Source organism: Streptomyces sp. NPDC090088 (assembly GCF_044747345.1).
Classification (GTDB): Bacteria; Actinomycetota; Actinomycetes; order Streptomycetales; family Streptomycetaceae; genus Streptomyces.
This window is the reverse complement of sequence record NZ_JBIVDZ010000007.1, coordinates 519063-544000: the sequence shown is the minus strand read 5'-3', so window position 1 is coordinate 544000 and position 24938 is coordinate 519063. Positions and strand designations below refer to the sequence as shown.

At 71.8% G+C, this 24938-nt stretch carries 15 protein-coding genes; 7 read left to right on the top strand and 8 right to left on the bottom strand.

The genetic code is table 11. The features are described 5' to 3' along the window. Positions 1–27 precede the first annotated feature (27 nt). Positions 28–5367 carry a putative T7SS-secreted protein gene (locus ACIPSJ_RS33410; RefSeq protein ID WP_401351399.1) on the bottom strand — a complete coding sequence of 1780 codons (5340 nt, stop codon included), beginning with the start codon at positions 5365–5367 and terminating at the stop codon, positions 28–30. Positions 5368–5525: 158 nt separating this feature from the next. Here ACIPSJ_RS33410 and ACIPSJ_RS33405 point away from each other — a divergent pair, with 158 nt between their 5' ends. Further along, on the top strand, positions 5526–7058 hold the full coding sequence (locus ACIPSJ_RS33405) for a hypothetical protein (protein WP_401351398.1): 1533 nt from the start codon (positions 5526–5528) through the stop codon (positions 7056–7058). Positions 7059–7284: 226 nt separating this feature from the next. Here the strand turns inward: ACIPSJ_RS33405 and ACIPSJ_RS33400 are convergent, their stop codons facing one another. The 3 genes from ACIPSJ_RS33400 to ACIPSJ_RS33390 form a co-directional block, all read right to left on the bottom strand. Continuing rightward, positions 7285–8607, bottom strand: a complete 1323-nt coding sequence (locus ACIPSJ_RS33400; RefSeq protein WP_401351397.1) for a cation:proton antiporter — start codon at positions 8605–8607, stop codon at positions 7285–7287. Between the two features lie 153 nt (positions 8608–8760). After that, positions 8761–10650, bottom strand: a complete 1890-nt coding sequence (locus ACIPSJ_RS33395) for an NAD(P)/FAD-dependent oxidoreductase (protein WP_401351396.1) — start codon at positions 10648–10650, stop codon at positions 8761–8763. Next, positions 10647–11510, bottom strand: coding sequence for a DUF1932 domain-containing protein (locus tag ACIPSJ_RS33390; RefSeq protein ID WP_401351395.1), 864 nt, complete (start codon positions 11508–11510; stop codon positions 10647–10649). The genes ACIPSJ_RS33395 and ACIPSJ_RS33390 overlap by 4 nt, the downstream gene beginning before the upstream one ends. Before the next feature lie 209 nt (positions 11511–11719). Here ACIPSJ_RS33390 and ACIPSJ_RS33385 point away from each other — a divergent pair, with 209 nt between their 5' ends. Continuing rightward, positions 11720–12676 carry a hypothetical protein gene (locus tag ACIPSJ_RS33385; protein WP_401351394.1) on the top strand — a complete coding sequence of 319 codons (957 nt, stop codon included), beginning with the start codon at positions 11720–11722 and terminating at the stop codon, positions 12674–12676. Then, a complete protein-coding gene (locus tag ACIPSJ_RS33380) occupies positions 12673–13521 on the top strand; it encodes an amidohydrolase family protein (protein WP_401351393.1) in 849 nt (282 codons plus the stop codon). Before ACIPSJ_RS33385 ends, ACIPSJ_RS33380 begins: the two co-directional genes overlap by 4 nt. Before the next feature lie 26 nt (positions 13522–13547). Here the strand turns inward: ACIPSJ_RS33380 and ACIPSJ_RS33375 are convergent, their stop codons facing one another. Then, on the bottom strand, positions 13548–14321 hold the full coding sequence (locus tag ACIPSJ_RS33375; protein WP_401351392.1) for a LuxR C-terminal-related transcriptional regulator: 774 nt from the start codon (positions 14319–14321) through the stop codon (positions 13548–13550). Positions 14322–14527: 206 nt separating this feature from the next. Here ACIPSJ_RS33375 and ACIPSJ_RS33370 point away from each other — a divergent pair, with 206 nt between their 5' ends. Both ACIPSJ_RS33370 and ACIPSJ_RS33365 read left to right on the top strand, forming a co-directional pair. Beyond that, positions 14528–14995, top strand: coding sequence for a MarR family winged helix-turn-helix transcriptional regulator (locus tag ACIPSJ_RS33370; RefSeq protein ID WP_401351391.1), 468 nt, complete (start codon positions 14528–14530; stop codon positions 14993–14995). Between the two features lie 116 nt (positions 14996–15111). Next, positions 15112–16770 (top strand): MFS transporter, encoded by a 1659-nt coding sequence (locus ACIPSJ_RS33365; protein ID WP_401351569.1) that lies wholly within the window; start codon positions 15112–15114, stop codon positions 16768–16770. A 47-nt stretch (positions 16771–16817) separates the two neighbouring features. On the opposite strand, the gene ACIPSJ_RS33360 is transcribed toward ACIPSJ_RS33365, so the two are convergent. The 3 genes from ACIPSJ_RS33360 to ACIPSJ_RS33350 all read right to left on the bottom strand — a co-directional run bounded on the left by ACIPSJ_RS33360 (position 16818) and on the right by ACIPSJ_RS33350 (position 22749). Next, entirely contained in the window at positions 16818–19004 is a 2187-nt protein-coding gene (locus tag ACIPSJ_RS33360) for an RICIN domain-containing protein (RefSeq protein ID WP_401351389.1), read from the bottom strand. Between the two features lie 58 nt (positions 19005–19062). After that, positions 19063–20424, bottom strand: coding sequence for a ricin-type beta-trefoil lectin domain protein (locus ACIPSJ_RS33355; protein WP_401351388.1), 1362 nt, complete (start codon positions 20422–20424; stop codon positions 19063–19065). A gap of 420 nt (positions 20425–20844) precedes the next feature. Continuing rightward, the gene (locus tag ACIPSJ_RS33350) at positions 20845–22749 is read right to left on the bottom strand and encodes an ABC transporter ATP-binding protein (protein ID WP_401351568.1); all 1905 of its coding nucleotides are present in this window, start codon (positions 22747–22749) and stop codon (positions 20845–20847) included. 213 nt (positions 22750–22962) lie between these two features. Here ACIPSJ_RS33350 and ACIPSJ_RS33345 point away from each other — a divergent pair, with 213 nt between their 5' ends. Next, positions 22963–23946: a lysylphosphatidylglycerol synthase transmembrane domain-containing protein gene (locus ACIPSJ_RS33345; protein ID WP_355717876.1), complete on the top strand. Its 984-nt coding sequence runs from the start codon at positions 22963–22965 to the stop codon at positions 23944–23946. A gap of 23 nt (positions 23947–23969) precedes the next feature. Continuing rightward, positions 23970–24734 (top strand): crotonase/enoyl-CoA hydratase family protein, encoded by a 765-nt coding sequence (locus tag ACIPSJ_RS33340; RefSeq protein WP_401351386.1) that lies wholly within the window; start codon positions 23970–23972, stop codon positions 24732–24734. Positions 24735–24938: the final 204 nt, after the last annotated feature.

Sequence of the window (24938 nt, the reverse complement as noted above, 5' to 3'; positions counted from 1 at the left end):
TACACACGTCCGGGGCGCCGGAGCGGTTCAGAGGGTGATGGGCTTTTCGTCGTTGGAATGCGCGAAGTCGATGTCGGCGTTGTTGTTCAGGCCGCCGAGCACCTTGGTGGGAATGGTGGAGACGGCCGTTTCCGGGCCCTTGGTCTTGAAGATGTGGGTGTTCTCCAGCTGTTTGTTGCCGAGCGAGCTTCCGATGCCGTTGCCGATACGGATGCCGGCGTTCTCCAGCGTGGTGAGCGGGTTGGCGTGGTTGACGCCGATCTGGTAGGCGGCGCTGACGCCCTGGTTGAAGACGCCCTTGAGGACGCTGGTGACGCCCTCGTAGAGGTACTCGCGGGTCTCGGTGACCGGCACGGGACTGCTGGTGTACGAGTAGTACTCGTGGACGGGTGAGTGCTGTTCGTTGACCGAGCCGACCGGGTCGACGTGGGTGACGACGTCACCGCCCGCGTCCTTGACCTTGGCGGCGCCGTTGCTGCCGACGTCGACGCCGAAGGTGCTGCCGTCGGGTTTGGTGACGGTGCCGGTCACGCCGCCGTTCTTGACGTTGACCGTGGTGGTGTCGCCGCCCGCGGTGCTGGAGAAGGTGGCGTGGCCGCCCGGGTGCTGGGTGATCGTCGTGCCGTTGCCGGCGTCGTGGGTGGTGGCGGTGCCGTTGTTGAAGGTGGTGGTGTGGCCGCCCTGGGGCGGGGTGACCACGGGCGCGCCGGTGTGGGTGGTGATCGTGGTGCCGTTGCTGAGGGTGGCGTGCGGGGGCTGGACGGGGCCCTCGTGGCCGGGCGGCAGGGTGGGGGTGTTGACGCCCGGCCCGGACAGGGTGCCGCCCTTGCCGATGGTGACGGTGTCGTTCGGGCCGTTTCCGCCGCCGGGCACGGAGACCTCGAAGGTGCCGTTGCCCTTGGAGTTCACGTCGAAGTCGCCACCGTGCACGGTGGACTTGCCGCTGCCCACCGGGACGTCCACGCTGGGCCCGCCGTTGTTGCCGCCCACGGTGAAGGTCTCGGGGCCGTGCGGGGGCGTGTCGGTCAGCGGGTTGAGCGGGCCGTCGACGACACCGGACTTCTGGCCCGCCGTGCCGGCGTTCTCCCGGCCGTCGGGGGACTTGGTCACGGTGACGTGCCCGGTGTCGACGGTGGTCTTGCCGCCGACGAACCCCTCGTGGGACACGCTCGGACCGCCCCCGGGCGTGGTGACGGTGATGCCGCTGTTGCCGTCGCCGTGGATGGTGCTGACCGGGGTCTGGCCGGGGCCGTTGCCGATCGGGCGGCCCGCGGTGTCGATGGGCAGGCCGGTCCGGGGGTCCAGGTGGGTTCCGGAGGGGCCGAGTTCGTGGACGCCGCCGGGGCCGAAGGTGCCCTGGGCCGGTCCGTAGGTGGTGGTGAACTCGCCCTCGTGGCCGGGGGCGGTGTTGTGCGTGACGACACTGCCGGGCTCGGCGACGGGGTCGGCGCCATGGGTGGTGATGGTGGGGCCGGTGTGACCACCCGGTCCGGGAACACCGTTGGACAGGGTGTTCTCGCCGCCCGTGACATCCGCGTGGTGGCCGAACAGGCCCGGGCCCTCCTCCGGCGGGGTGTTGACCGTGACCTGGGTGTTGGTGCCGGTGATCTCGGCACCCGACGGCGAGTTGTGGACGGTGGCCTGGCCGTTGCCGTCGATGCTGTGGCCGACACCGGAGTTGTCGTGGACGGTGCTGGTGGTGGGGCCGTTCGGGCCGTCGGTGACGGTGGTGGTGAAGCCGCCGTCGGAGTGGCTGATGGTCTGCCCGTCCGCGGTGACGGTATGGCCGCCCGCGTTGGTGACGGTCGCGTCGCCCGGGGTGAACTCGGTTCCCCCGCCCGGGTGCTGGGTGACGCGCGGCGGCGGCACGTTGCCGGTGGAACCGTCGGGCCCGTGGGAGCCGAGGGAGCCGTCGTGGCCGACGGTGACCGTGGACGGGCCGCCGCCGTCCGGCTGGTGGGTGAAGACGACCTCCCCGTTGCCGTTCACCGTGGTGGAGACGCCTTGGGTGTCGATCCCGCCGGGCGACAGCGTCGCCTGGCTGCCGCCGGCCCCGGGGTCGGTGATGGTGGCGTTGCCGTTGTTGTCGGGGTGGACGGTGACGGGGCCGTTGGTGACGGTGCCGTTGTCGTCGACGCCGAAGGTGCCGCCGTTGTCGGCGGCGGTGGTGCCGTTCGGGCCGTGGTCGACGGTGGTGTGGTCGCCGGCCGGGGCCGACGTGGTGATCGCGCCGTTCGGGTCGACGGTGCCGTTGGCGGCGTTGTTGCCGCCGACATCGGTGTGGGCGCCGTTCTGCGTCAGGGTGGAGTTGCTGCCGTCGGCGGTGGTGACCTGGGTGGGGTGGCCGGCGCCGGACAGGGTGACGGTGACCGCGGGCGGCTGGGCGGTGCCGTGCGGGCCGTTGCCGACGGTGGTCGGGGCGCCTGCGCCGGTGCTGACCGTGGTGCCGCCGTGGCTGACGGTGGAGGTGCCGTCGGAGCCGTGGCTGATCTGGATCGAGTGGGGCCCGCTGGTGGTGGCGGTGGTGCCGTTGGGTCCGTGACTGACCTGTGCGGTGCCGTGGTCGAGGGTCGTGGTGCCGTTGTTCACCGAGACCGTGGCGCCGTCGTGGCCGGTGACGGTGACCGTGTGCCCGCCGCTGCCGTCCACGCTGACGGTGGTGTTGCCGAGGGTGACCGGGTTGCCGGGGGTGGGCTGCGGAGCGCCCTCGACGCCGGGGTTGCCGCCGGTCGGGTGGGTGGTGATGCGGCCGTCCGCGCCGACGTTGAACTCCTGGCCGTTGTGCTGGACGACCGCGGAGCCGTCGGGGCGCACGGTGGTGCCGCCCGCTGTGATGCCCTCGCCGGGGGTGTGGTGGATGCCGCCCACGTCGAATCCGCCGCCTCGGCCGACGCCGAACCCGTTGCCGTCCGCGCCCTGGACGGTGAAGCCGTCCGGGGAGAAGCCCACCGTGTGCGTGCCGTTGGTCGCGGAGCCGCCGCCGGTGCTGTGGTCGGTCTTGATGCCGCCGACGGCGATGTCGCCGTTCGGGTGCACCGTCACCGGCTGGTGCCCGCCGCCGCCCGGGGTCACGTCCAGCGTGCCGGTGTTGCCGTGGAACTGCACGGTGTCCGCGTTGGCACCCCCGGTGTGCACGGTGAAGCCGGTGTTGTCCAGGGTGGTGGTGTGCCCGGGCGCGGTGACGGTGGCGCCGCCGCCCGGGGGCAGGTGGGTCGTGGTGGCGCCGTCGGTCACGGTGACCGGCTGGTTGGTGTGCGGCGGCGGCACCGTGACGCCCTGTCCGCCCGGCCCGCCGTTGTCGACGTGGATGGTGCCGCCGTGGTCGACCGAGGCGAGCGAGCCGTCGGGGAAGGCCACCCCGTGGTCGAGGTGGCCGGCGTCCGCGGTGAACGTCGTGTTGCCGAGGTTGACATTGACGTCGCCGTTGACCGGGTTGTGGGTGATCACGGGGGCGGTGCCGCCGTCCGGGTGCGGCGTGTTGAACACCGAGTTGATGCCGTTCTGGTTGTCCGCCGAGATTCCGGGCGCGTGCACCGCGCCGAAGCCGGGATGGTCGGTGACCCCGACGCCGCCGGGCGTGGAGATCTCGTGGCCGTTCAGGGTGAACTGCGGTGCCGGGCCGTTGCCGTCGGCGCCCGGCGTGCTGATCGTCGTGGCGCCGTTCTCGTGGCTGACGCTGCCGAAGGAACCGGACGTCGTGAAGTCGCCGTTCGGCTTCAGCTCGGTGTTGAGGGGGGTGTCACCCGGGCTGCCCGCCACCGGGGTGTCGATCTTCGTCGTCGTGCCGTTCGAGGTGACCTTGTCCCCGGCCGGCGACTTGATGGTGTTGGTGCCGTTCTTGGTCTCCGAGGTGAAGCCGTCGGGGGTGGTGGTCTTGGTGGTGGGCGGCGGCGCCGCGTGGTCGCCGGCGAAGGGGAGTTCGGTGTGCGCCGGGTCGGGCTTGGGCGAGCCGGGGTCGATCTTCGCTTCGGTCTTGGTGCCGTCCGGCGTGGTCGCCTTGGTCTTGAGGATGCCCGTGGCGGGTTCCGAGGTGGTCGAGCCGTTGATGCCGTGGAAGCCGGACTTCTGCGGCAGTTCCTTGCCGTTGACGTGGAAGATGTCGGTGGCCTTGAACTTGCCGTTGGTGAAGCCGAGGCTCTCCGTCGAGAACGCCTTGTCGATGTTGCTCTTGAACTTGCCCTTGGTGGTGAAGGCGTCCTTGAACCGGTTGGCGAACCTGGTCCCGCCGAACAGCGAGAGCACACCGCCCGAGGCGGCGCCGATGAGCGAGCCGATGGCGGCGGGCCCCAGGTCGAACTTCTTGCCGTCGGCCGCCGCCGTGATCCCGGCCGCCGCGAACCCGAGCGTGAACTCGGTGCCCACGTCGATACCGGCCTTGCCGAGGGCCGCGAGCGCCGGGTTGGCGCCGAGCCCCACCAGGCCTTTGCCCAGCGGGCTGATGACCTTGCGGAACAGCGTGGAGCTCTCGATGATCTTCGCCAGGGCGCCCGAGATCGTCCCGGCGCCCTTGCCCAGCTTGGCCAGCACCGGCGCGAGCTTGGCCAGTTTGGTGACCACTCCGCCGACCTTGCCGAGCGCGCCGAGCAGCACACCGCCGGGCACCAGCGTCAGGATGCCGATGATGATGTCGCCCGCGTCGAACTTGCCCTGCGAGGCCATCCGGATCAGGGAGACGCCCAGCAGGGCCGCGCCCAGCAGCACGCCGACGAGCGGGAAGAAGACGGCGACGATCCCGACGATGATGCCCGCGATGATCTCGATGAACGGGTTGTCCGCGAGGAAGTCACCGATCTTCTTGAAGAAGCCGCGCTCCGGGATCGCCTCGGCCGCCGCCTCGTCCAGGATGACGGAGGCCCGGCGCGAGCCGTCCTCGCGCAGCCGTTCCGCGTCCCGGCCCAGCGCCTCGGCGGCCGACAGCCGGCTCTTGGCCTCGTCGACCTGGCCCTGCTGGGTGTCGTGCGCCTGCACCTGGTCCGGCGTGGCGTCGGCGGCCAGCGCCGGTACGTCCGACTTGGCGGTCGCCTCCGCCTCCTGGCCCTCGTCGATCGCCCGGTCCAGCATGTCCTGGGCGTTCGTCAGGGTGTCGGCGTACGTGGTGTAGGCCTCGGCCGCGTGCCGGAAGGAGTCCCGGGTCTTCTCCAGCATCCCCGGGAGATCCTTGTTGATCTTCTCCCGGAGGGCGTCCATCGCCTTGCCCTTGCCCTGCCGGATCGCCCCGTCGCCGCGCAGCAGGTCGACGGCCTCGCCCGCGCCGTCACCGAGGTCCTGGTACGTCCTGGCCAGCGTCCGGATCGCGTCCGGATCACCGGGGGTGGGGTCGTTCGCGAACCCCAGGACCTCCCAGCCAGTGGTGTGCCGTCGTGCCATCTCCACGCCTCCCCGCTTCTCGTTCGTTCGGCGCCCTGTGCACGGCCGAACTCACGGAACGGTTCAGAGAGTTTGAACCGACCGGCGACTCCACGCGTGTGACGGCCGACGCGCTCCCAGCCGCGCGTCGACGCCCCTGACGGAGGAGGACGAGAAAGATGCGAGACGCACCGGCGGCGACGAATCGGGTCCGGCGGACGGACATGCAGCGCAGGACGGCACAGGCGGTGGCGGTGTGCTCGCTCGCGCTCGTCACCTGGATGGCACTGCCCGCGCCCGCCCACGCGGCGGTCCCGCAGCGGCCCGGGCAGGTGCTGCGCGCCGACGAGGTGACGAAGTTCTACGTCGTCAGGTCGCCGAAGGAGAACGGCGGCAAGACGGACACCCTGTTCGACATCGCCCAGCGCACCCTCGGCGACGGCAACCGGTTCGAGGAGATCCTGGTGCTCAACAGCGGGCGCCTGCTGCCGGACGGTTCGGTGTTCGTCAGCCCGGACCAGCTGGTGCCCGGCTTCGCGCTGATCCTCCCCGAGGACGCGGCCGGTTCCGGCGTCCAGGTCGGCGTCCTGCCGCAGTCGAAGTCCTCGGGTTCCGGGCGTAGCGCGTCGGCGGCCGCCCCGAGTACGGCGCCCACGACGGCCGCGAAGGCGAGCGGACCGCTCGCCGGGGTGAGCGGCCGGGTCCCGATGCCGCTGCTGGTCGGCGGCATCGCCGGGGTGACCGCGCTGACCGTGGTGATCGTCGCGCGGCGCCCGCTGGGCCGGGCCGCGCGCGCCACCGGCTCCGGTGCGGCCCGGGCGGGCCGGGTACTGCGCCCCCGGCTGCCGCGGGGCATGGCACTGGCCCTGCGGCGACGCCGGCGGGGTGCGCTGGCCCGGCGCCTGGCGGCGGACACCCGTACTCCGGTGATGGTCCGTCAGGCGCTGCGCGAGATCGTGCCGGTGACCATGTCGGAGACGACCCGGCCGGTACGGGTGTACAGCGTCCTGGCGGAGCCCACCAAGCTGCTCGCCTCGGTCTCCGGCGCCGACCACGCCCCGGCGCCGTGGACCGCGCTCGCCCCGACCCGCTGGGAGCGCACGGGCCTGCCGTCGGTCGTCGAGGGCGAGTTGTCGGCCGATCCGGGGCTGGCCATGCCGCATCTGGCCCGGGTCGGCGTGGGCGAGCGGGACGCGCAGGTCATGGTCGACCTCGGGCAGATCAACGGCTCGCTGAGCGTCTGCGGTGACCTGACGGTCGCCCAGGACACCGTCGCGGCGCTGGTCCGGGGCCTGCTGGAACTTCCCCAGCAGCGCACGGTCGTGGTGTCGGTGGACCCGGGCGCCAGTTCCCTGCCGGGCCTCAACGGTCTGGTGCGGGTCCGCTCGGTGACCGATGTGAAGGGCCGGGCTCCCGACGAAGTCCTCAACACCGCCGAGGAGTTGGGCGTCGGCCTGGTGCGGGGTGCGGCTCGGACGGGTGAGGTCACCGGGTTCGTCGTCCTCCTGGACCCGCCGACCGCCGAGGAGGCGCGCACGCTCGTGGACCTGACCTCGTCCGACGGCGGCGGCTGGATCGTGCTCACGGTCGGCGACGTCCCCGGGGCGCACTGGCGCTGGTACGCCGAGTCCGACGGCAGCGTCGACCTGGGCGTGCTGGGCCTGAAGGTGGTCGTTCCGACGCAGACCCTGGCGGGCGCGGGCCGCATCTGACGACCGCGGCAGACGCACCGGCCCGGACACCGACCGCCCGGCGGGGTCACCATCGACCCGCCCCAGCGAAGTCCGGGCCCCTCATCTCCGCCCCGGCAGCCGGCCGGCCTCCTCCCCGGCGGCCGGGGCGGACCCCTCTCCCGCACACCGCGGATCACCGGCAGAAGGTACCGGGACGGCCGGACCGCTCCGCCAAGGACGGTGCCGGCGCGGGTCTCGCCCGGGATCAGGTGCTCACGGTCGGCACCGCGGCGGGCTCGACGGGCCGGGGCCCGAGCTCGCGCCCGGGGGTCGCGCGATGGCCGAGGGCGGCCAGGAGCGGACTGGTCATCAGCGTCGTGATGACGGCCATCAGCACCAGGACGGTGAACACGCGCTGGTGGATGACGCCCGAGGCCAGTCCGAGGTTGAGGGCGATGAGTTCGGTCAGGCCACGCGTGTTGAGCAGGGCGGCGACGGTCGCGCCCGGCCGCCGGGGCAGGCCGCCGAGGCGGGCACCGAGATACCCGCCGCCGAGCTTGCCCACGCAGGCGACGACGCAGACCACCGCGAGCAGGACGAAGTCGCCGAGGCGCAGCGATCCGACGTCGAGGGCGAGGCCGGTGGTGATGAAGAACAGGGGAAGCAGCAGGGATTCGACCGCGTGGACGGAGGCGGCCACGAAGGGGACGGGGGCGCGATCAGCGCTTGAACCGGGGCGCTGGGGCGGATGGGGCATGGCGGCACCCGCGAGCAGACCGCCGAAGACGGCGTGCAGTCCGAGGGCGGTGGTCGCCGCCGCCGCGCCCGCGGCGAGGGCGAACGCGACGGGCAGGTGGTAGGGCACCGCGCCGGTGCCGCGCAGCCAACGGCGCAGCAGCGGCCGGACGACGGCGAGCAGCACCGCGGCGAGCGCGAGCAGCAGGACCAGTCGCAGGCCCACCTGCCGCACCCCGGACCGCCCGCCGTCCGTGGATCCGGCGCCGAGTGTGATCGCCGCCAGGGTGAGCCAGGCCACCACGTCCATCAGACCGGACGAGGCCAGCGCCACCGTGCCCGCCCGGGTGCCGTCGAGAGCCCGGTCGCGGACGATCGCGGCGAGTACCGGCAGCGCGGTGATGGAGACGGCCACCGCGATGAAGAGGACGAACGTGCCGCTGCCCGCGTGCGGTTCGCCCGCGGCGCTGAACGCGGCGCGCCCCGACACGGCCAGGGCGGCGCCGAGGCCCATCGGCAGCACGAGGGCGCCGACCGCGACCGCGGCCACGGCGCGCCCGGACGCCTGACCGCGGTGCGCGGTCAGGCTCTGTCCGACGGAGAACATGAAGACCGTCACCGCGACCTGCCCGAGCATGCCGAGGTACGGCAGGATGTGCGCCGGGAACAGCCGCGCGGTCGGATCGCCCGGCAGCCGGCCGAGCAGGCTCGGACCGAGCGCGATCCCGGCCAGGATCTGCCCGATCACCGGGGGCTGCCGCAGTGCGCGTGCCCCCGCGCCGAACAACGCGCACGCGAACGCGGCCACGGCGAGCGCGGCCAGGACCGCGGCGGTCGTCGAGTCGTCGAGCATCGTGGACCTGCCTCCTTCAGTGGTCACAGGGCACGTCCGGGAGTCCGGCCGGATCGGCGCCGGGGCGGATCCGGCCGGACTTCTGGACGTGGTCGGGTCAGGTCGTCACGAGGGTGTCTTCGTGGCGGTGGGCGGGAGTTGACCCGCGGGTACCTATTGCGGGGGCGTGCCGGCGGCGGCCGTCGGGACCGTGGCCGGGCCGCGGCCCGAGACCCGGTGGCGGGCCTTGCGTACCGCCGTGTCCGCGGCGTCCAGCAGGTATCCGTACGCGAAGATCGCGATGACGCCATGGGTGCGCAGGTTGAGAACCCAGGTCAGGCGCGTGTTGACGCTCATCGGGATCCGGTGCGTCAAGGGGCGGCGGGCCGAGGGCCGGCGCAGCGCCGCGGGCGCGATGCGGTCGAGCGGCGAGACGTCCACCACACCTGCCGCGCCGGCCGTGAACACGCGCCACAGCCGCGGCAGCGGACGCGCGATCGAGATCTGGCAGTGGAAGCCGGGGACCTCGCTGCCGTGGTCCAGCCGCCAGCGCGCCCGTTCGGCGATCTTCCGCTGGATGTGCGACTGGACGCGTTGCACCGTCTCCGGCGGCAGCCAGGCCCATGGCTGGGACCTGCTGTAGAACAGGCGCTTGCTCAGCCGGTGGCGCAGCCGCCGTTCCCGCGGGCCCTCGCGCTCCGTCTCGCCGTCGGTCCGCACGAGCCAGGTAGCGAAGTCCGAGCGCGCGGTTCCGGTCGACCAGAGCACGACCAGGTCCGCCAGGTGGGTGAGCAGGAAGTAGCGCGGATCGTGGATGGCCCGTGTGAACTTCTCGCGCAGCATGTTGCGGATCATCAGCCAGTCCTGCCGCGCGTTGCGGTTGATCCGGTCGATGTACGCGCGCTCCAGCGTGCCGCCGTGCACATGGGACTCGATGACGTTCGTGAGGTGCCACAACTGCTGGCAGGAGAGGCCGATGCCCTGGCTGTAGTAGGCGTCGATGATCGAGGAGGAGTCCCCGACCATGCCGTAGCCGTCCGGGTGCACGAACGTGTCGGTCATGTACTGGGTGTTGCGGTACATCCGGAACTCCAGGAGCCGCGGTTCGGTCAGCACGTCCCGCAGCACCGGGTAGCGGTCGATCAGGCCGAAGAACTGCTCGCGGGGCGTGTCGCCCGGCAGCGGGGTGCGCTGGTCGAAGATCACACCGACGCTGATGCGGTCCTTGGACAGGCGGATGACCCAGATCCAGTAGCCCTCTCCCCACAGGTGAACCGTGTATTTGTCACGCGGGGTCGATCCGCCGTTCGGATCCCTGTACTCCCAGACCGGCGCGAACTGTTCGTCGGTGATGCCGCTGAACTGGCCCCAGACCGAGGTGGTCTGGAAGCCGTCCCGCGCGATGATCTCCTTCTCGATGGCGTGGCCGAACTTGCGCGCGAGCATCCGGTTGCGTCCCGAGCAGTCCACGATCCAGTCGGCGACCACTTCCCCGGTGGCCGAGGTGGCGCGGTCCGCCCAGTGCACGACGTTCGGAGCGTCCGCCTCGACCCGCACATCGGTGACGCGTGCGCTGTCGAGGAACCGGATGTGCGGGTGTGCGCGCACCGTGGCGCGGATCTCGTCCTCGGCCTCCGGTCGCACGATCTGCTGGTCCACCGCCAGGCAGCGGAACCACAGTTTGTCCTCGGCGCTCTTGAAGAGGTAGTGGTCCCGGTGGTCCTCCGACGACTGGGCGAGGGTGTGCTCGCTGAGGGGCGCGATGCTCCATTCGCTGCGCGGGGCGAAGCTCTCGGCGCCCTCCATGCCCTCGGTGAACCAGACTCCGAGTTTGACGAAGCACTCCTCGTCGAGGAAGGTGTCGAGCCGGCCGATCGTGCGCGGCAGGGCCGTGGACACCAGGAACGACTCACCGACCTTGAAGCTGCGCTTCTGGTTGACGATGTCGTCGATCAGTACGACGTCGATGCCGCGCTGGGCCAGTGACAGCGCGGTGAACATGCCGATCAGTCCGGCACCGACGACCACGGCTTCCGCCCGCAGGGGCTCCTGCGGCGCGTTCACGACCGACCGTCCAGCAGGTCGAGGGCGCGACGGGTGTCCCCGTCGAACGCGTCGCGGACCGGGAGCCAGCGCTCCAGCACCCGCGCCGCGGCGTCGGCGGGGCCGCCCGGGAGGCCTTCCTCGCGCAGGGCATCGGCGCACTGCGCGAGTTCCGGCCCCCATCGCCAGGCGCGTGCCGCGACGCTGGGCAGCATTTCGTCTTCGAGTACTTCGGTCAAAGGCGAACGGGTTATCAACGATGCCTCCCCGATGAGCGGTTCGATGACGCCGTGGGCGTCTGCGTATGCGTAGGCGATGCCTGCCAACACGTATGCGGCCTTCTGATACGTGGCGTAGGACGTCTTGAGTGCCGAGGCGGCGCCGAGCGAACCGCCCGTGTCCAGCGCCCGAATTCCGGTCCCCTCGAAAAGCGAGATGATCCGGGCGACGTCGTCCTTGTCTCCGGCAAGGTGCAGCCGGACGCCCGGAGCGTCCTGCGGACACGGTCCGATGACACTGCCGTCGACGACGCGGATGTCCGCCGCCGCCAGGTTCCCGGCCAGGGCGAGCAGGGCCGGGCGGGTGGTGCCGTTGGCGTCCAGGAACAGTCCCCGGAATCCGGTCCCGGCGACCGCCGCGGCGACCCGCGGCGCACCGTGCGGCGGGCAGATCGAGACGATCACGTCGCTGTGCGCCGCGAGTTGTGCGAGGTCGTCCACCCCTTCCAGGCCGAACTCCTCGGCCCGGCGCACCGTGGCGGCGCTTCGATTCGCACGGCACCACAGCACCCGGTGGCCCGCGGCGGCCAGCGCGCCGCCGAACCCAGCGCCCATCCGTCCGGGGTGCAACAGGCCGACCGTCGCGGTCTCGGCATGGCTCATCCGTGCCCTCCTCGTGGCCCGAAGTCCGTTGCAGCTACGACTACATGGCGGGAAAACAGATGTCGAGAAATTGAATCCTTCGGATACCCGGAAGCGTTCGGGGACCGGAAATTCGGCTACAGATTCCCGGGGCTCCGCACGGTGCCGAAATCCGCCGCTAGCCTCGGATCGCGCTAACAGGAAACATCTCGGGTTCAGAAAGGGAAAACATGCCGAGCGACTTCGGATCCACCGTGACCCGCGGCGCGTCGCGGGCCCGCCGGTACCTGATCGAGAACGACCTGCCGTACAGCGACGAGATCGAACTCAGGCCCTCCGGCGTGGAATTCGCGGACGGCGGGCATTACGGGGTCGAAATCCCGGTCGTCAACAGCTTCAAGGTGCTCGACGCGACCCTCCGCCTGCTGCAGGCCGAGGGACTGCCGGTCACCCGCTTCAACGAGACGCTCGGCGCGATGCTGCTGTCCGACTCCGAGGTCGAGGACATGCTCGACCTGTGCCGGGAGAACGGCGCCGGAATGGTGTTCGCGCTCGGCCCGCGGCCGGAGTACGACCGCAAGGCGGCCTTCTACCGCGGCGGGTTCGGCGCCTCCCAGGGCCGGCGGATCAACAACAACGACGCGATCGCGCAGAGCGTCGAGGAGGCGTACCGGCTGACCGAGCTGGGCTGCCGCGGCCTGATCTCCTACGACCTCGGCGTCATCCGGCTGCTGTCGGACATGCGCGCCGCCGGTGAGCTGCCGGCCGACCTCATGCTGAAGGCGTCCTCGCACTGCATCGTGTCGAACCCGATGACCTCGCGGATCTACGCGGAGAACGGCGCGGACAGCGTCACCACCACCCACGACCTCGGGCTCGGGGTCCTCCAGGAGATCCGCAAGGGCTCCCCGCAGCTGACCATCGACCTGCCGACGGACGTCTACGGCAGCAAGGGTGGCTTCATCCGCTTCTACGAGGTGCCCGAACTGGTGCAGATCTGCTCGCCGATGATGCTGAAGATCGGGGCGAGCGCCCAGTCCCACCCGCACGACCCGGTCAACGACAACACCATCCGCCAGCGTGTCCAGCGCGTCGCGCTGTGCCTGGACTACCTGGCCAAGTCCGGCATCGAGGCGAAGTACATCAGCGACCTGTCACCGCACCGCTGCCTCCCCGCGCAGGCATGAGGCTGGTCGACGCGCAGGTCCACGTCTGGGGCGCCGACTCACCGGCCCGGCCGTGGCCGGCCGGTGGTGCGGCGACCGCCCACCGCGCCGGGCCGGTCACGGCGGACGAGACCCTCGCGGTGCTGGACGCCGCGGGGGTCCACCGCGCGGTGCTCGTGCCGCCGTCCTGGGAGGGCGATCGCAACGATCTGGCGTGGACGGCCGCGGCGCGCCATCCCGACCGGCTGGCGGTGATGGGCCGGATACCGCTGACCGGCCCCGCGGACGCGGAGCCGCTGGCTCGCTGGCGGGACCGGCCGGGCAGCCTGGGCATCCGGATCACGCTGCACCGCGATCCGTGGCGGTGCCGGTTCCGGGCCGGTGACCTGGACTGGTTCTGGACCGCCGCGAACGCCGCCGCGCTGCCCGTGATGGTCTACGCGCCCGGCATGAGCGTCGCGCTGGGCGAGGTCGCCCGGCGCTTCCCTGATCTGCGCCTGATCGTCGACCACCTGGCCGTGCCGGTGGACGCCAAGTCCCCCGGGGCGTTCGCCCACCTCGCCGACCTGGTCTCGCTCGCCCGGCATCCGCGGGTCGCGGTCAAGGCCACGGCGTTGCCCTGTCATTCACGGCTGCCGTTCCCGTTCCCCGACCTCCACGAGCCCCTGGAGCGCGTGTTCGACGCTTTCGGCCCGCGCCGGATGCTCTGGGGCAGCGACTGGACCCGGCTGCCGTGCCCCTACCGCGAGAACGTCGAGCTGTTCACCGACGCCCTGTCGTTCCTGAACCCGGACGACCTCCGATGGATCATGGGAGCCGCGGCCCTGGACTGGCTGGACTGGCCGACCACCCCAGCAGGGCCGTGAACAGGGCGGGACTCAGCCGGCCGGGGTCAGGTTCGGTCGGCCGGCAGGCCCTCGGTGAGGCCGGCGTCCTGGGCGATGAGGGCGGCGCGCACGCGGTTCCCGCAGCCGAGCTTGGTCAGCAGGCGGCTGATGTGGGCCTTCACGCCGCCCTCGCTCAGATGCAGCGCGCGTGCGATCTCGCCGTTCGCCATGCCCTGGGCCACGAGCCCCAGGACCTCGCGCTCCCGCGGAGTGAGGCCGCCGATGAGTCCACGCGCCCGCTCGACGCGTTCGGTGTCGATCCGGGCGACACTGTCGAGGACGTGCTTGGCGGCCTCCGGGCACAGGACCGCCCCGCCCCTGGCCACCACCCGTACCGCCGCGACCAGGTCCTGCGGGTTGCCGCTCTTGAGGAGGCAGCCGGCGACACCGGACCGCAGGACGCGGTCGAGGTGCCCGCCGCCCGGTGCGGACGCGAGCACCACCACGGCGGTCGAGGGGGACAGCCGGCGCACGGTGCGTGTGACCCAGGCCCCGCGCGTGCCCGCCATGCCGCTGTCGATCAGCAGCACACCGATCCGGTGGCGCAGCGTCATCTCGATCACGGCGCTCTCGTCGCCCGTGTCCGCGACGACGTCGATGCCGTGGGCCGGCTCCAGCGCGGCCCGGATGCCGCCGCGTACCAGCACCTCGCGATCGGCTATGCCCACCGTGACGGTGGCCTCGGCGCGCCGGCCGATGCCGCCGGATGGTGTCGCGTGGGACAGCGTCGTGCGCCGCGCGGCGGGTGCGGGGGCGGTCCGCAGCGGGGATTGTGCCATGTCGACTCCTCACAAGCGCATGGTGCGTCGGGCAGCGCTCCCGGCGCCGCTGCCGGTCTCCACCCTCGTCATCACCGGGGGGCCGCCCGATGCGAGACCCGCCCACGACACGGCCAGGACACGACATCGGTTCAGTGACCCTGGCATGCGGCACTTACTTACGACCGGTTGAACAGTCCAGACTGATAAATCTATTGTTAGTAGGTATGAAGACAGGCATGCCCGCCGACGGCGGCGACATACGCGACCTGAGCGAGGCAAACCGGCTCGCATCCGAGCTGCGGCTGGCGGTGGGCCGTGTCACGCGGCGACTGCGGCAGGCGCACGCGGTGGGCGACATGTCGCTGTCGGGGGTGTCCGTGCTCGCGCGGCTCGCCGCCGACGGGCCGGACTCCCCGACGGCCCTGGCCGAGATGGAACGGGTACGGCCGCAGGCCATGGCCAGCACCCTCGCCCAGCTCGAACAGCGCGGTCTGGTCCGCCGCAGCCCCGATGCCGCGGACGGGCGCCGGAGCATCGTGGCCGTCACCGAGGAGGGGCGGGCCGTGCTCGCCGAGCGGCGCTCGGAATCGGTGCGGCGGCTCGCGGCCGTCCTCGACGAGTTCTCCGCCGCGGAGCGGGCCGCGCTCGCCTCGGCCCTGCCGCTGCTCGACCGGCTGGCGGCCCGGCTGTGAGCGCCCGCGAGCGGCTCGGCTCACTGCGCTCGGCCCGCCGCAGTGACCTTCCGGCCGGGCCCGGCTACAAGTGGGTCGCGCTGTCGAACACCACCCTCGGCGTGCTGATCGCCACGATGGACGCGTCGATCGTGATCATCTCGCTGCCGGCGATCTTCCGCGGGATCGGCCTCGACCCGCTCGCGCCGGGCAACATCGGCTATCTGCTCTGGATGATCCTCGGGTACCTGCTGGTCTCCGCGGTGCTGGTGGTCGTGCTCGGGCGGCTCGGCGACATGTTCGGGCGGGTGAAGATCTACAACCTGGGCTTCCTGATCTTCGCGTGCGCCTCGGTCGCGCTGTCGCTCGATCCGTTCCGGGCCGGGGCGGGTGCCCTGTGGCTGATCCTCTGGCGGATCGTGCAGGCCTTCGGCGGGTCCATGCTGACCGCCAACTCGGCCGCGATCCTCACCGACGCGTTCCCGGCCCGGCAGCGCGGCATGGCCCTGGGCATCAACCAGATCACGGCACTGGCCGGCCAGTTCCTCGGCCTGCTCGCGGGCGGTCTGCTCGCCGCCGTCGACTGGCGGGCGGTGTTCTGGGTGAGCGTCCCGGTCAGCATCACGGGGACCGTCTGGTCGTACCTGAGCCTGCGGGAGACCTCGACGGGCCGCCCCGGCCGGATCGACTGGCTGGGGAACATCACCTTCGCGGCCGGCGCCGGCATCCTGCTGGCCGGTATCACCTACGGCATCCAGCCCTACGGCGACAGCGCCACCGGCTGGGGCAACCCGTGGGTGCTGAGCGGTCTGATCGGGGGCGTCGCCCTGCTGCTGGCCTTCTGCGTCATCGAGAGGCGCGTCGCCGAGCCCATGTTCGACCTGGCCCTGTTCAAGGTCCGGGCGTTCGCCGCGGGCAACCTGGCCGCCCTGCTCACCGCGATCGCGCGCGGCGGGCTGCAGTTCATGCTCATCATCTGGCTGCAGGGCATCTGGCTGCCGCTGCACGGCTACGACTTCGAGGACACCCCGCTGTGGGCCGGCATCTTCATGCTTCCCCTGACGCTGGGCTTCCTGATCGCGGGGCCGGTCTCCGGCTATCTCTCGGACCGGTTCGGCGCCCGGTTCTTCTCCACGGCCGGGCTGGTCGTCGTGATGCTGTCCTTCCTGGGGCTGCTGGCACTGCCCGTGGACTTCGACTACGGGCTGTTCGCGGCGCTCCTGCTGCTCAACGGGCTCGGCCAGGGCATGTTCTCGGCGCCCAACACCTCCTCGATCATGGGGAGCGTGCCGGCCGAGTACCGGGGCGTCGCCTCGGGCATGCGCTCGACGTTCCAGAACTCGGGTACGGCGCTGTCGATCGGCGTGTTCTTCTCGCTGATGGTCTCGGGGCTCGCCTCCTCACTGCCGGATACCCTGAAGAGCGGCCTCATGGCACACGGCGTGCCGGCCGGCTCCGCCGCGCACGCCGCGTCGCTGCCGCCGGTGAGCACGCTGTTCGCGACGTTCCTCGGCAACAACCCGATCCAGCACCTGCTCGCCTCCGAGGGCGTCCTCGACCATGTGTCGGCGGCCCAGCGCGCCGTGCTGACCGGGCACACCTTCTTCCCGCAGCTGGTCTCCGGCCCCTTCCACCACGGCCTGGGCATCGTCTTCGGCGTGGCCGCGGGCATGGCGCTGGTCTCCGCCGTGGCCTCCGCGCTGCGCGGCGGCCACCGGGCCGCCCAGGACCACGAGGAGCCGAAGGACCGGCAGCCGGCCGGGGCGGACCGGCCCCGGCACAACACACCGTCGTGAAAACGGGTGTGCCCCGGCGGAGGTCCGCCGGGGCACACCCGCTCCGGTCACGGGTAGGAGGTCAGGTTCGCCACGTTGGTGGACGAGTTCGACGGTCCTCCGGTGTTGTTGACGACGTGGCTGATGGTGCCGGTGCCGCCGAGGGAGACCGTCACCATGTCGGTGAAGCGCACGTCGGCGTTGTTCGGTGCCTCGATGGCGTGCGCCGCGACCACGCCCGGGTTGACGTTGAAGTAGCAGTAGCTGCCGAGGCCGTAGGCCTGATGGCTGGTGACCGAGTCGGCGACCTTGTAGGCCGCGTAGCCCTGCGTCGAGCCGTTCATCCAGGACGACTGGTTGGGCGGGTCGTAGGGCATCTCGTTCTGGTAGAAGTACGTCCGGCCGCCGTTGCCGTTCCAGATGGTCTGGTACTTCTGGAAGTGCTCGACGAACAGGCCGTACATGGTCACGTTGTTGCCGTTGACGACCAGTCCGGTGTCGGCGGTGTTCGTGGTCCAGCCGACTCCGGTGCCGTGGTCGGCGCGCCAGATCCACATGTGGTCGCCGATGACGTTGCCGCTGTTGACGACCAGGCTCGTGGTGGCCTTGCCGACGCCCGCGCCGCCGACGCGGAAGTACACGTCGTGCAGCGAGGTCGGGTCGGCCGCGTGCGAGGCCGAGGAACCACTGGGGCCGACCTCCATCAGGGTGCTGGAGTTGGTGGTGCCGGCGTCGAAGAGCAGTCCGGCGACCTGGACGCCGTCGACGTCGGCGACCTTCATGGCGGTGACGCCGTTGTCCGGGACGAGGGTGGCGAGCCCCAGGCCCAGCACGACGGTGTCGGCGCGGTTGATCTGCAGGGTCTGGTCGAGGTGGTAGACACCCGGGGTGACCAGGAGGTTCTTGCCCGCCGTCAGGGCCGCGTTGATCTGCGAGGCGGTCGCGCCCGGCTTCACGACGTAGAAGGTGTCCAGGGAGAGCGAGGTGCCCGCCGTGGTTCCCGAACTCCAGCTGGTGCCAGTGGAGTTGGTGCGGGTACCCGGCACGAACACCTGGTAGGCGCCGACGCCGTCGACGTACAGGAACGGCTTCTCCCGGCTCACCGGGCTCTGCGCCACCGTGGTGTACGGCGGGCTGGGGAAGCTGGTCGCGGGGACCCCGGTGCTGCCGGTGAAGACCATGTTCCAGTTGGAGCCGGTCCAGCTGCCCAGCTGGGAGTTGCGGGTCAGCCACTGCTGCTGGCTGCCGGAGTTGACCTGCCCGTTGATCTGGCTGTCGGCGATCAGGCCGCCGCTGGACCAGCCGCCGTCGTCCAGGGCGAGGTTGCCGCGCAGATGCATCCGGCGGTAGGCCGCCGCCTGCGAGACCGCCCAACGGTCGCTGCCCGAGGTCGGGTTGACGGAGAGGTTCTCGGCGCCGCGCCAGAAGTTCTGGGTGGCGTTGCCCTGGAACCAGTCGGCCTCCGCGTGCACCGCGCCGTTGATGGAGACCGCGTCGGGCGACAGGCCGAGACCGAGCACCTGGGTGTAGAAGCCGACGTTGACGTCCGCGCTGTAGGCGCCCGGCTTGAACATCACCGCGTAGCGCTGGGAGCCGAACTGGTTGGTCTGCTGCTGCTGGAAGATCGAGTCCAGCTTGCTCTGGATCGTCGAGGCGGACATCGACGGGTCGAAGACGACGACATTGGAGCCGAGGTCAGGGTTGCTCGTCTGAGCCACGGGCACGACCTGGAAACGCTGGGCTGCGGTGCCGTTGCAGGTGTACTGCACGAACTGCACGCTGTCGGCGGTCGAGGCGCCGGGATCGTCGAGGCACTTGCCGCTGTTGCGGTTGACGAAGTGGTAGGCGCCGCCGCCGTCGTCGACCGGCAGCCACTGCTGGTTGCTGCCGCCGCCGTAGGTCCACAGCTGGACGGCCGCGCTGTCGGCGGTGGAGACGCCGGTGACGTCCAGCACCTCATTGGTGTTGTTGGCGTTGTTGATCCGGACATAGCCGCCGCTGGTGGAGGTGAGACTCCACTGCTGTGCGGTGGTGTTGTTGCAGGTGTACTGCTGGACGACGGTGCCGTCGGCGGTGGCGGCCGCCTTGGCGTCCACGCACTTGCCGCTCGCCGCGTTGAGCAGCGTGACATTGCCGGTGGGCAGCTCGGCGGCGGACGCGGGCGAGGAGGCGCCCGCCGCGGTCAGCAGGGAGGCGGCGACAACGGCCACCGCGGCGGCGGCCGTTGATCTGCGCCGCCGGAGAAGGCGAAGCACGGGTTCTCCTAAGGACGAGAAGTACGAGAGGTGCGGGAAGGGCGGGAAGGGCGGGGGGTCAGCCCGTGTACCCGGCGAAGACGCGCGTGTAGTCCCAGTTCGACTGGCTCACGCCCGAGCAGCTGTCGGCGGAGCCGCCGGTGCAGGGCCGGTCGCGGTTGGCGGACCAGAAGGTGAGCCGGGCCAGGTGGTGCTGCTGGGCGTAGGCGAGGATGGTCCGGAAGTCGGCCACCGTGACGGTCTCGTTGTTGTCGGTGACGCCGTTCATGGACGAGATGCCCATGTCCCGGTAGGCGGTGTCGTCGCTGCAGCCGTACGCGGACTTCAGCGCGTTCTTCAGGCCCTCGGCCGCCTGGGTGGTGAGGTTGCCCATGTTCTGCCCGGCGCCGCCGAAGTCGAACGGCATGATGGCCCAGGCGTCCACGGTCAGCCCGGAGGACGCGGCCCGGTTGATCAGACTGGTGTCGGGGCCGCTCTGGCCGGTGCCGATGGTGATGTACACCTTGAGACCGGGGTTGTTGGCCTTCACCGTCTTCAGCGCGTCCACGGTCCGCTGCTGCACGGTCCCGTTGCTGTAGGCGTCGGCCTCCAGGTCGATGTCGATCGCCTTGAGACCGCCGTAGGCGTTGATGACCTTCTGGTAGGCCGCCGCCAGCTCGCTCGCGCTGGAGCAGGAGCTCTCCAGCTTGTTGCCGCTGTAGCCGCCGAACGACGGGATGACGTCACCACCGTTGGCGCGCACCGTGTTGACGGTGCTCTGGTCGACCCCGCCGGTCAGCGCCCGGCTGCCGTCCCACTGCGGGTTGCAGTAGCCGTTGCTGAGGACGAACGCGAGCGTGTAGTACTTCACGCCGGTCGCGTTGGTGATGGTGGTCGGGCTCGGCGGGTCGCCCCAGCCGTTGTAGAGGTACGGCGCCACGGCCATCGGCGCCGACGGGGTGGTGCCGCCGCCGGCCGCCGGGGCGGTCCACTTCTGGTTGGAGCCGCCGGTACAGGTCCATATCTGGGCGCGGGTGCCGTTGGCCGAGGAGTTGCCGGTGGCGTCCAGGCACTTGTTCGCCTGCGGGTTGACGATGTCGTGGGCGGAGGTGACCGTCCACTGCTGGTTGGCGCCGCCGCCGCAGGTCCACAGCTGGGCCTTGGCGCCGTCGGCGGTCGAATTGCCGGTGACGTCGAGGCACTTGCCGAGGGCGCGGATGGTGCCGTCGCTGCCGACGGTCCACTGCTGGGCCGCGGTGCCGTTGCAGTCGTAGAGCTGGACGGCCGTGCCGTCGGCCGAGCTCGCGCCGGCGACGTCGAGGCACTTGCCGGCGAGGCCGGTGATGGTTCCGGTGGCGGCCTGCGCGGGGGACGCGGTGAGCAGGCCCGCGGAGAGCGTCAGGGCGGCTGCGGCGACAGCCGTGGGCAGAGGTCTGGCCATTGCGGGGGGTGGCCTTTCACGCGGGGGGATGGCGGCACCCGGGACCACGTTCACCTTGTGAAGGTCGAACGCGCTCACGGGGCCTTCGTGACCCGTGAACCTAAAGGTATGGACCACTTCCGTCAAGTGGTGAAGTAAGAGTTGAGGAAAGGGACTTGTACGCCCCGGGCATGAGGGGGCGACGAGTTCGGCCGACGGCCGCTACCCGTACCCGCTGCTGGAGGGCCCGGTGGCCGGTGCGGGCCGGCGCTTCGGCACGCCCGGCGCCCCGGACGACGAGTTCATCACCGACCGTCTCGCGTCGCGTCCGCACGCGGACGAGCGCGGCGTCCGCCGACCGCCCCGGCGCCGGGGCGGTCGCGGGACACCCCACGACCGCCCCGGCGCCGCCCGGGCGTTCACCTCTCGCACGCGGCGGCGTCAGGAAACCGCCGGTACGGCGTCCGGTGCCTCGTCGTCGCGCTCGGCGTCCCGCTCGGCGAACTGTGTGCGGTACAGCTCCGCGTAGCGGCCGGCCGCCGCGAGGAGTTCGTCGTGGGTGCCGCGTTCCACGATCCGGCCCGCCTCCACCACCAGGATCTGGTCGGCGGCCCGGACGGTGGACAGCCGGTGGGCGATGACCACGGCCGTACGCCCCTCCAGCGCCTCGGCGAGGGCCTCCTGGACGGCCGCCTCCGAGGTGTTGTCGAGGTGGGCGGTGGCCTCGTCGAGGATGACCACGCGCTGGCGGGCCAGCAGCAGCCGGGCGATGGTCATGCGCTGGCGCTCGCCGCCGGAGAGCCGGTAGCCGCGCTCGCCGACCACCGTGTCCAGGCCGTCGGGCAGCGACCGTACGACCTCGTCGAGGCGGGCGCGCCCGAGGGCGTCCCACAGCTCCTCGTCGGTGGCGGCGGGCCGGGCCAGCAGGAGGTTGGCGCGGACGGTGTCGTGGAAGAGGTGGCCGTCCTGGGTGACCATGCCGAGGGTGGCGCGCAGCGAGCCTGCGGTCAGGTCGCGGACGTCGGCGCCGCCGATGCGGACGGTGCCCTCGTCGACGTCGTACAGGCGCGGCAGCAGTTGCGCGATGGTGGACTTGCCGGCGCCGGAGGAGCCGACGAGGGCGACGGTCTGGCCGGGTTCGGCGCGGAAGGAGATGCCGTGCAGGACCTCGGCGCCGCCGCGCGAGTCGAGGACCGCGACCTCTTCGAGGGAGGCGAGGGAGACCTGGTCGGCGGCCGGGTAGGCGAAGCGGACGTCCTCGAACTCGACGGCGGCCGGGCCCTCGGGGACCTCGCGGGCGTCCGGTTTCTCCTCGATCAGCGGCTTCAGGTCGAGCACTTCGAAGACGCGCTCGAAGCTGACCAGCGCGCTCATCACCTCGACGCGGGCCCCGGCGAGGGCGGTGAGCGGGGCGTACAGCCGGGTCAGCAGCAGGGCGAGGGAGACGACGGCGCCCGCCTCCAGGGTGCCGCGCAGGGTGAACCAGCCGCCGAGGCCGTAGACCAGGGCGAGGGCCAGCGAGGAGACCAGGGTCAGCGAGGTCATGAACACCGACTGGGAGGTGGCGGTGCGCACGCCGATGTCCCGGACCCGGGAGGCGCGGGCGGCGAACTCGGCCGACTCCTCCTCGGGGCGGCCGAAGAGCTTGATCAGGGTGGCGCCGGGGGCGGAGAACCGCTCGGTCATCCGGGTGCCCATGTCGGCGTTGAGGGCGGCGGCCTCGCGCTGCATCCGGGCCATCCGGCCGCCCATCCGGCGGGCGGGCACCACGAACACCGGCAGCAGCACCAGCGCGAGCAGGGTGATCTGCCAGGACAGGGTGAGCATCACGGCGAGGGTGAGCACCAGCGTGACCAGGTTGCTGACCACGCCGGACAGGGTGCCGGCGAAGGCGCGCTGGGCGCCGATGACGTCGTTGTTGAGACGACTGACCAGCGCTCCCGTACGAGTACGTGTGAAGAACGCGACGGGCATGCGCTGCACATGATCGAACACAGCCGTACGCAGGTCGAGGATGAGTCCCTCCCCGAGCGTCGCCGAGAGCCGCCGCCCGAGCACCCCGAGCGCCGCCTCCGCGAGCGCGACGAGCGCGATCAGCAGCGACAGCCGTACGACCGTGCCGGTGTCGTGCCCCGCCACGATCGCGTCGACGACATGGCCGGCGAGGACGGGGGTGGCGACGGCGAGCAGGGCGGTGACCACCCCGAGCAGGACGAAACGGACTATGCCCGCCCGGTGCGGGCGGGCGAAGACGGCGATACGGCGCAGCGTGGCCCGGTCGAACGGGCGCCGCTCCTGCTGGGCGGTCATCACGCTGTGCAGCTGCATCCAGGCGGTGGTCTCCATACTCATGGGAGAGAACGTAGGACCTCAACCATCGTTGAGGTCAATGTCCGCTCGCCGTCCCCTCGTACGAAGGACCCGATGAGCCCTCCGAAGGTTCCGCCCGGCTCCGCGAAGCCCCAGGTGAGCCTCCTCGCTCAGCCGCTTCCCGGCCGTCATCCGGTGTCTCCTCTTCCGCCACCCGCAGTTGGGTCGGCGCGGAAAACCTCTCCCGGTGTGACAGCGGTAAGAATCCCCGGCTTCCGTGCGGGCCGTCTCCCCCGGCTCGTCCGCCGCATCCCCTGGCGGCACATCCTGACCCTGATTCCGCTCGCGCTGGTCGCGGTGATCGCGGTGCAGCACTGGCCGGTCCTCGTCGAGGGCTTCGGCCATCTCCGCGACGCCTCCTGGCCCTGGCTGCTGGCGGCGGGCGCCGCCACCTGTCTGACCTGGGTGGCCGCGGCCTTCACCCGGCAGGGCGCGGTGATCCAGCCGCTGCCCCGGTGGCGGCTGCTGGCCACGCAGCTCGCGGCGGGCTCGGCCAACCACCTGCTGCCGACGGGCCTCGGCTCGGGCGCGGTCAACCTGCGGTTCATGACGGTGTGCGGGGTGCCGCTCGCCACCTCCTCGGCCGCCCTCGCCCTGTATCTGCTCGCCGAGTCGATCGCCCGGGTGGGCCTGATGGCCGTGCTGTTCGTGGCCTTCCCGGACGCGCTGCGGCTCGACGGCCTGCTCCCCGACGGGGACGTAGGGCCGGTCCTGGCCGTGGCGGGCGCGCTGCTGGCCGCCGCGGTGGGCGTGCTGTTCCTCGTACGACGGGTGCGCGAGCCGGTGTTCCGGTTCGTGCGGACCGCGCTGAGCGAGGCCCGCTCGGTGCACACGCGTCCGACGCGCGCGCTGGCGCTGTGGGGCGGCTCGCTGGCCTTCCCCGCGCTGCAGGCCGCCGGGCTGGTGGCGGTGGGCAGAGCGCTGGGCCTGTCGGTGCCGCCCGCGCACATGGCGCTGGCGTACCTGGCGGCGACGGTCGCCGTCGCGCTGATCCCCACGCCGGGCGGCCTGGGTTCGGTGGAGGCGGCGCTGATCGTGGCGCTGGTGGCGGCGGGCGGTCCGGTGGCGGTCGTGACGGCCGTGGTCCTCGCGTACCGGATCATCACCGTGTGGGTGCCGTTGCTGCCGGGAGCCCTGACACTGGGAGCGCTGGTACGACTGAAGGTCATCTGAACGCGCCGCGGAGGAGACACCACATGCCGGTCCGCCTGGAACGCAAGGGTCACGTCAGTACGGTCGTGCTCTCCCGGCCCGAGGCACGCAACGCGGTGGACAGGCCGACGGCGGCGGAACTGGCCGCCGCCTTCCGGGAGTTCGAGGCGGACGACACCGCCCGGGTGGCCGTGCTGTGGGGCGAGGGCGGCACCTTCTGCGCGGGCGCGGACCTGAAGGCGATGGGCGGCGGGAACCGCAACCGGGTGGCGGAGGACGGTGACGGCCCGATGGGACCGACCCGGCTGCGGCTGTCCAAGCCGGTGATCGCCGCGATCGCCGGGCACGCCGTGGCCGGCGGCCTGGAACTGGCCCTCTGGTGTGATCTGCGGGTCGCCGAGGAGGACGCGGTGTTCGGCGTCTTCTGCCGCCGCTGGGGCGTGCCGCTCATCGACGGCGGTACGGTACGGCTGCCCCGGCTGATCGGCACCGGCCGGGCGATGGACCTCATCCTCACCGGCCGCCCGGTCCCGGCCGCCGAGGCCCATGCCATGGGCCTGGCCGACCGGCTCGTCCCGCCCGGCCGCTCCCGCGAGGCCGCCGAGGAACTGGCCGCCTCGATCGCGGACTTCCCCCAGGCCTGCCTGCGCAGCGACCGCGCCTCGGTACTGGACCAGGAGGGGCTGGACGAGGAGACGGCGATGCGCGCCGAGATCCGCCACGGCATGCGCGTCCTGACGGAAGGTCTGGAGGGCGCGGCGCGGTTCGCGTCGGGAGCCGGGCGCCACGGGTCCTTCACAGGCGACTGAGCGGGCACACGCACGGGGCCCGTCACCGACGGCCGGCCGGCCAACCGCACGGGTCCCGTCACCGCCAACGGAACAACCACCCGCACGAATCCCGTCACCAGCGGCCCTCCCACCACCCGCAGGGGTCGGTCACGGACGGCCGACGCCGCCCCACCACCCGCACGGGTCCGTCACAGACGACCGCCCCACCACCCGCACGGGTCC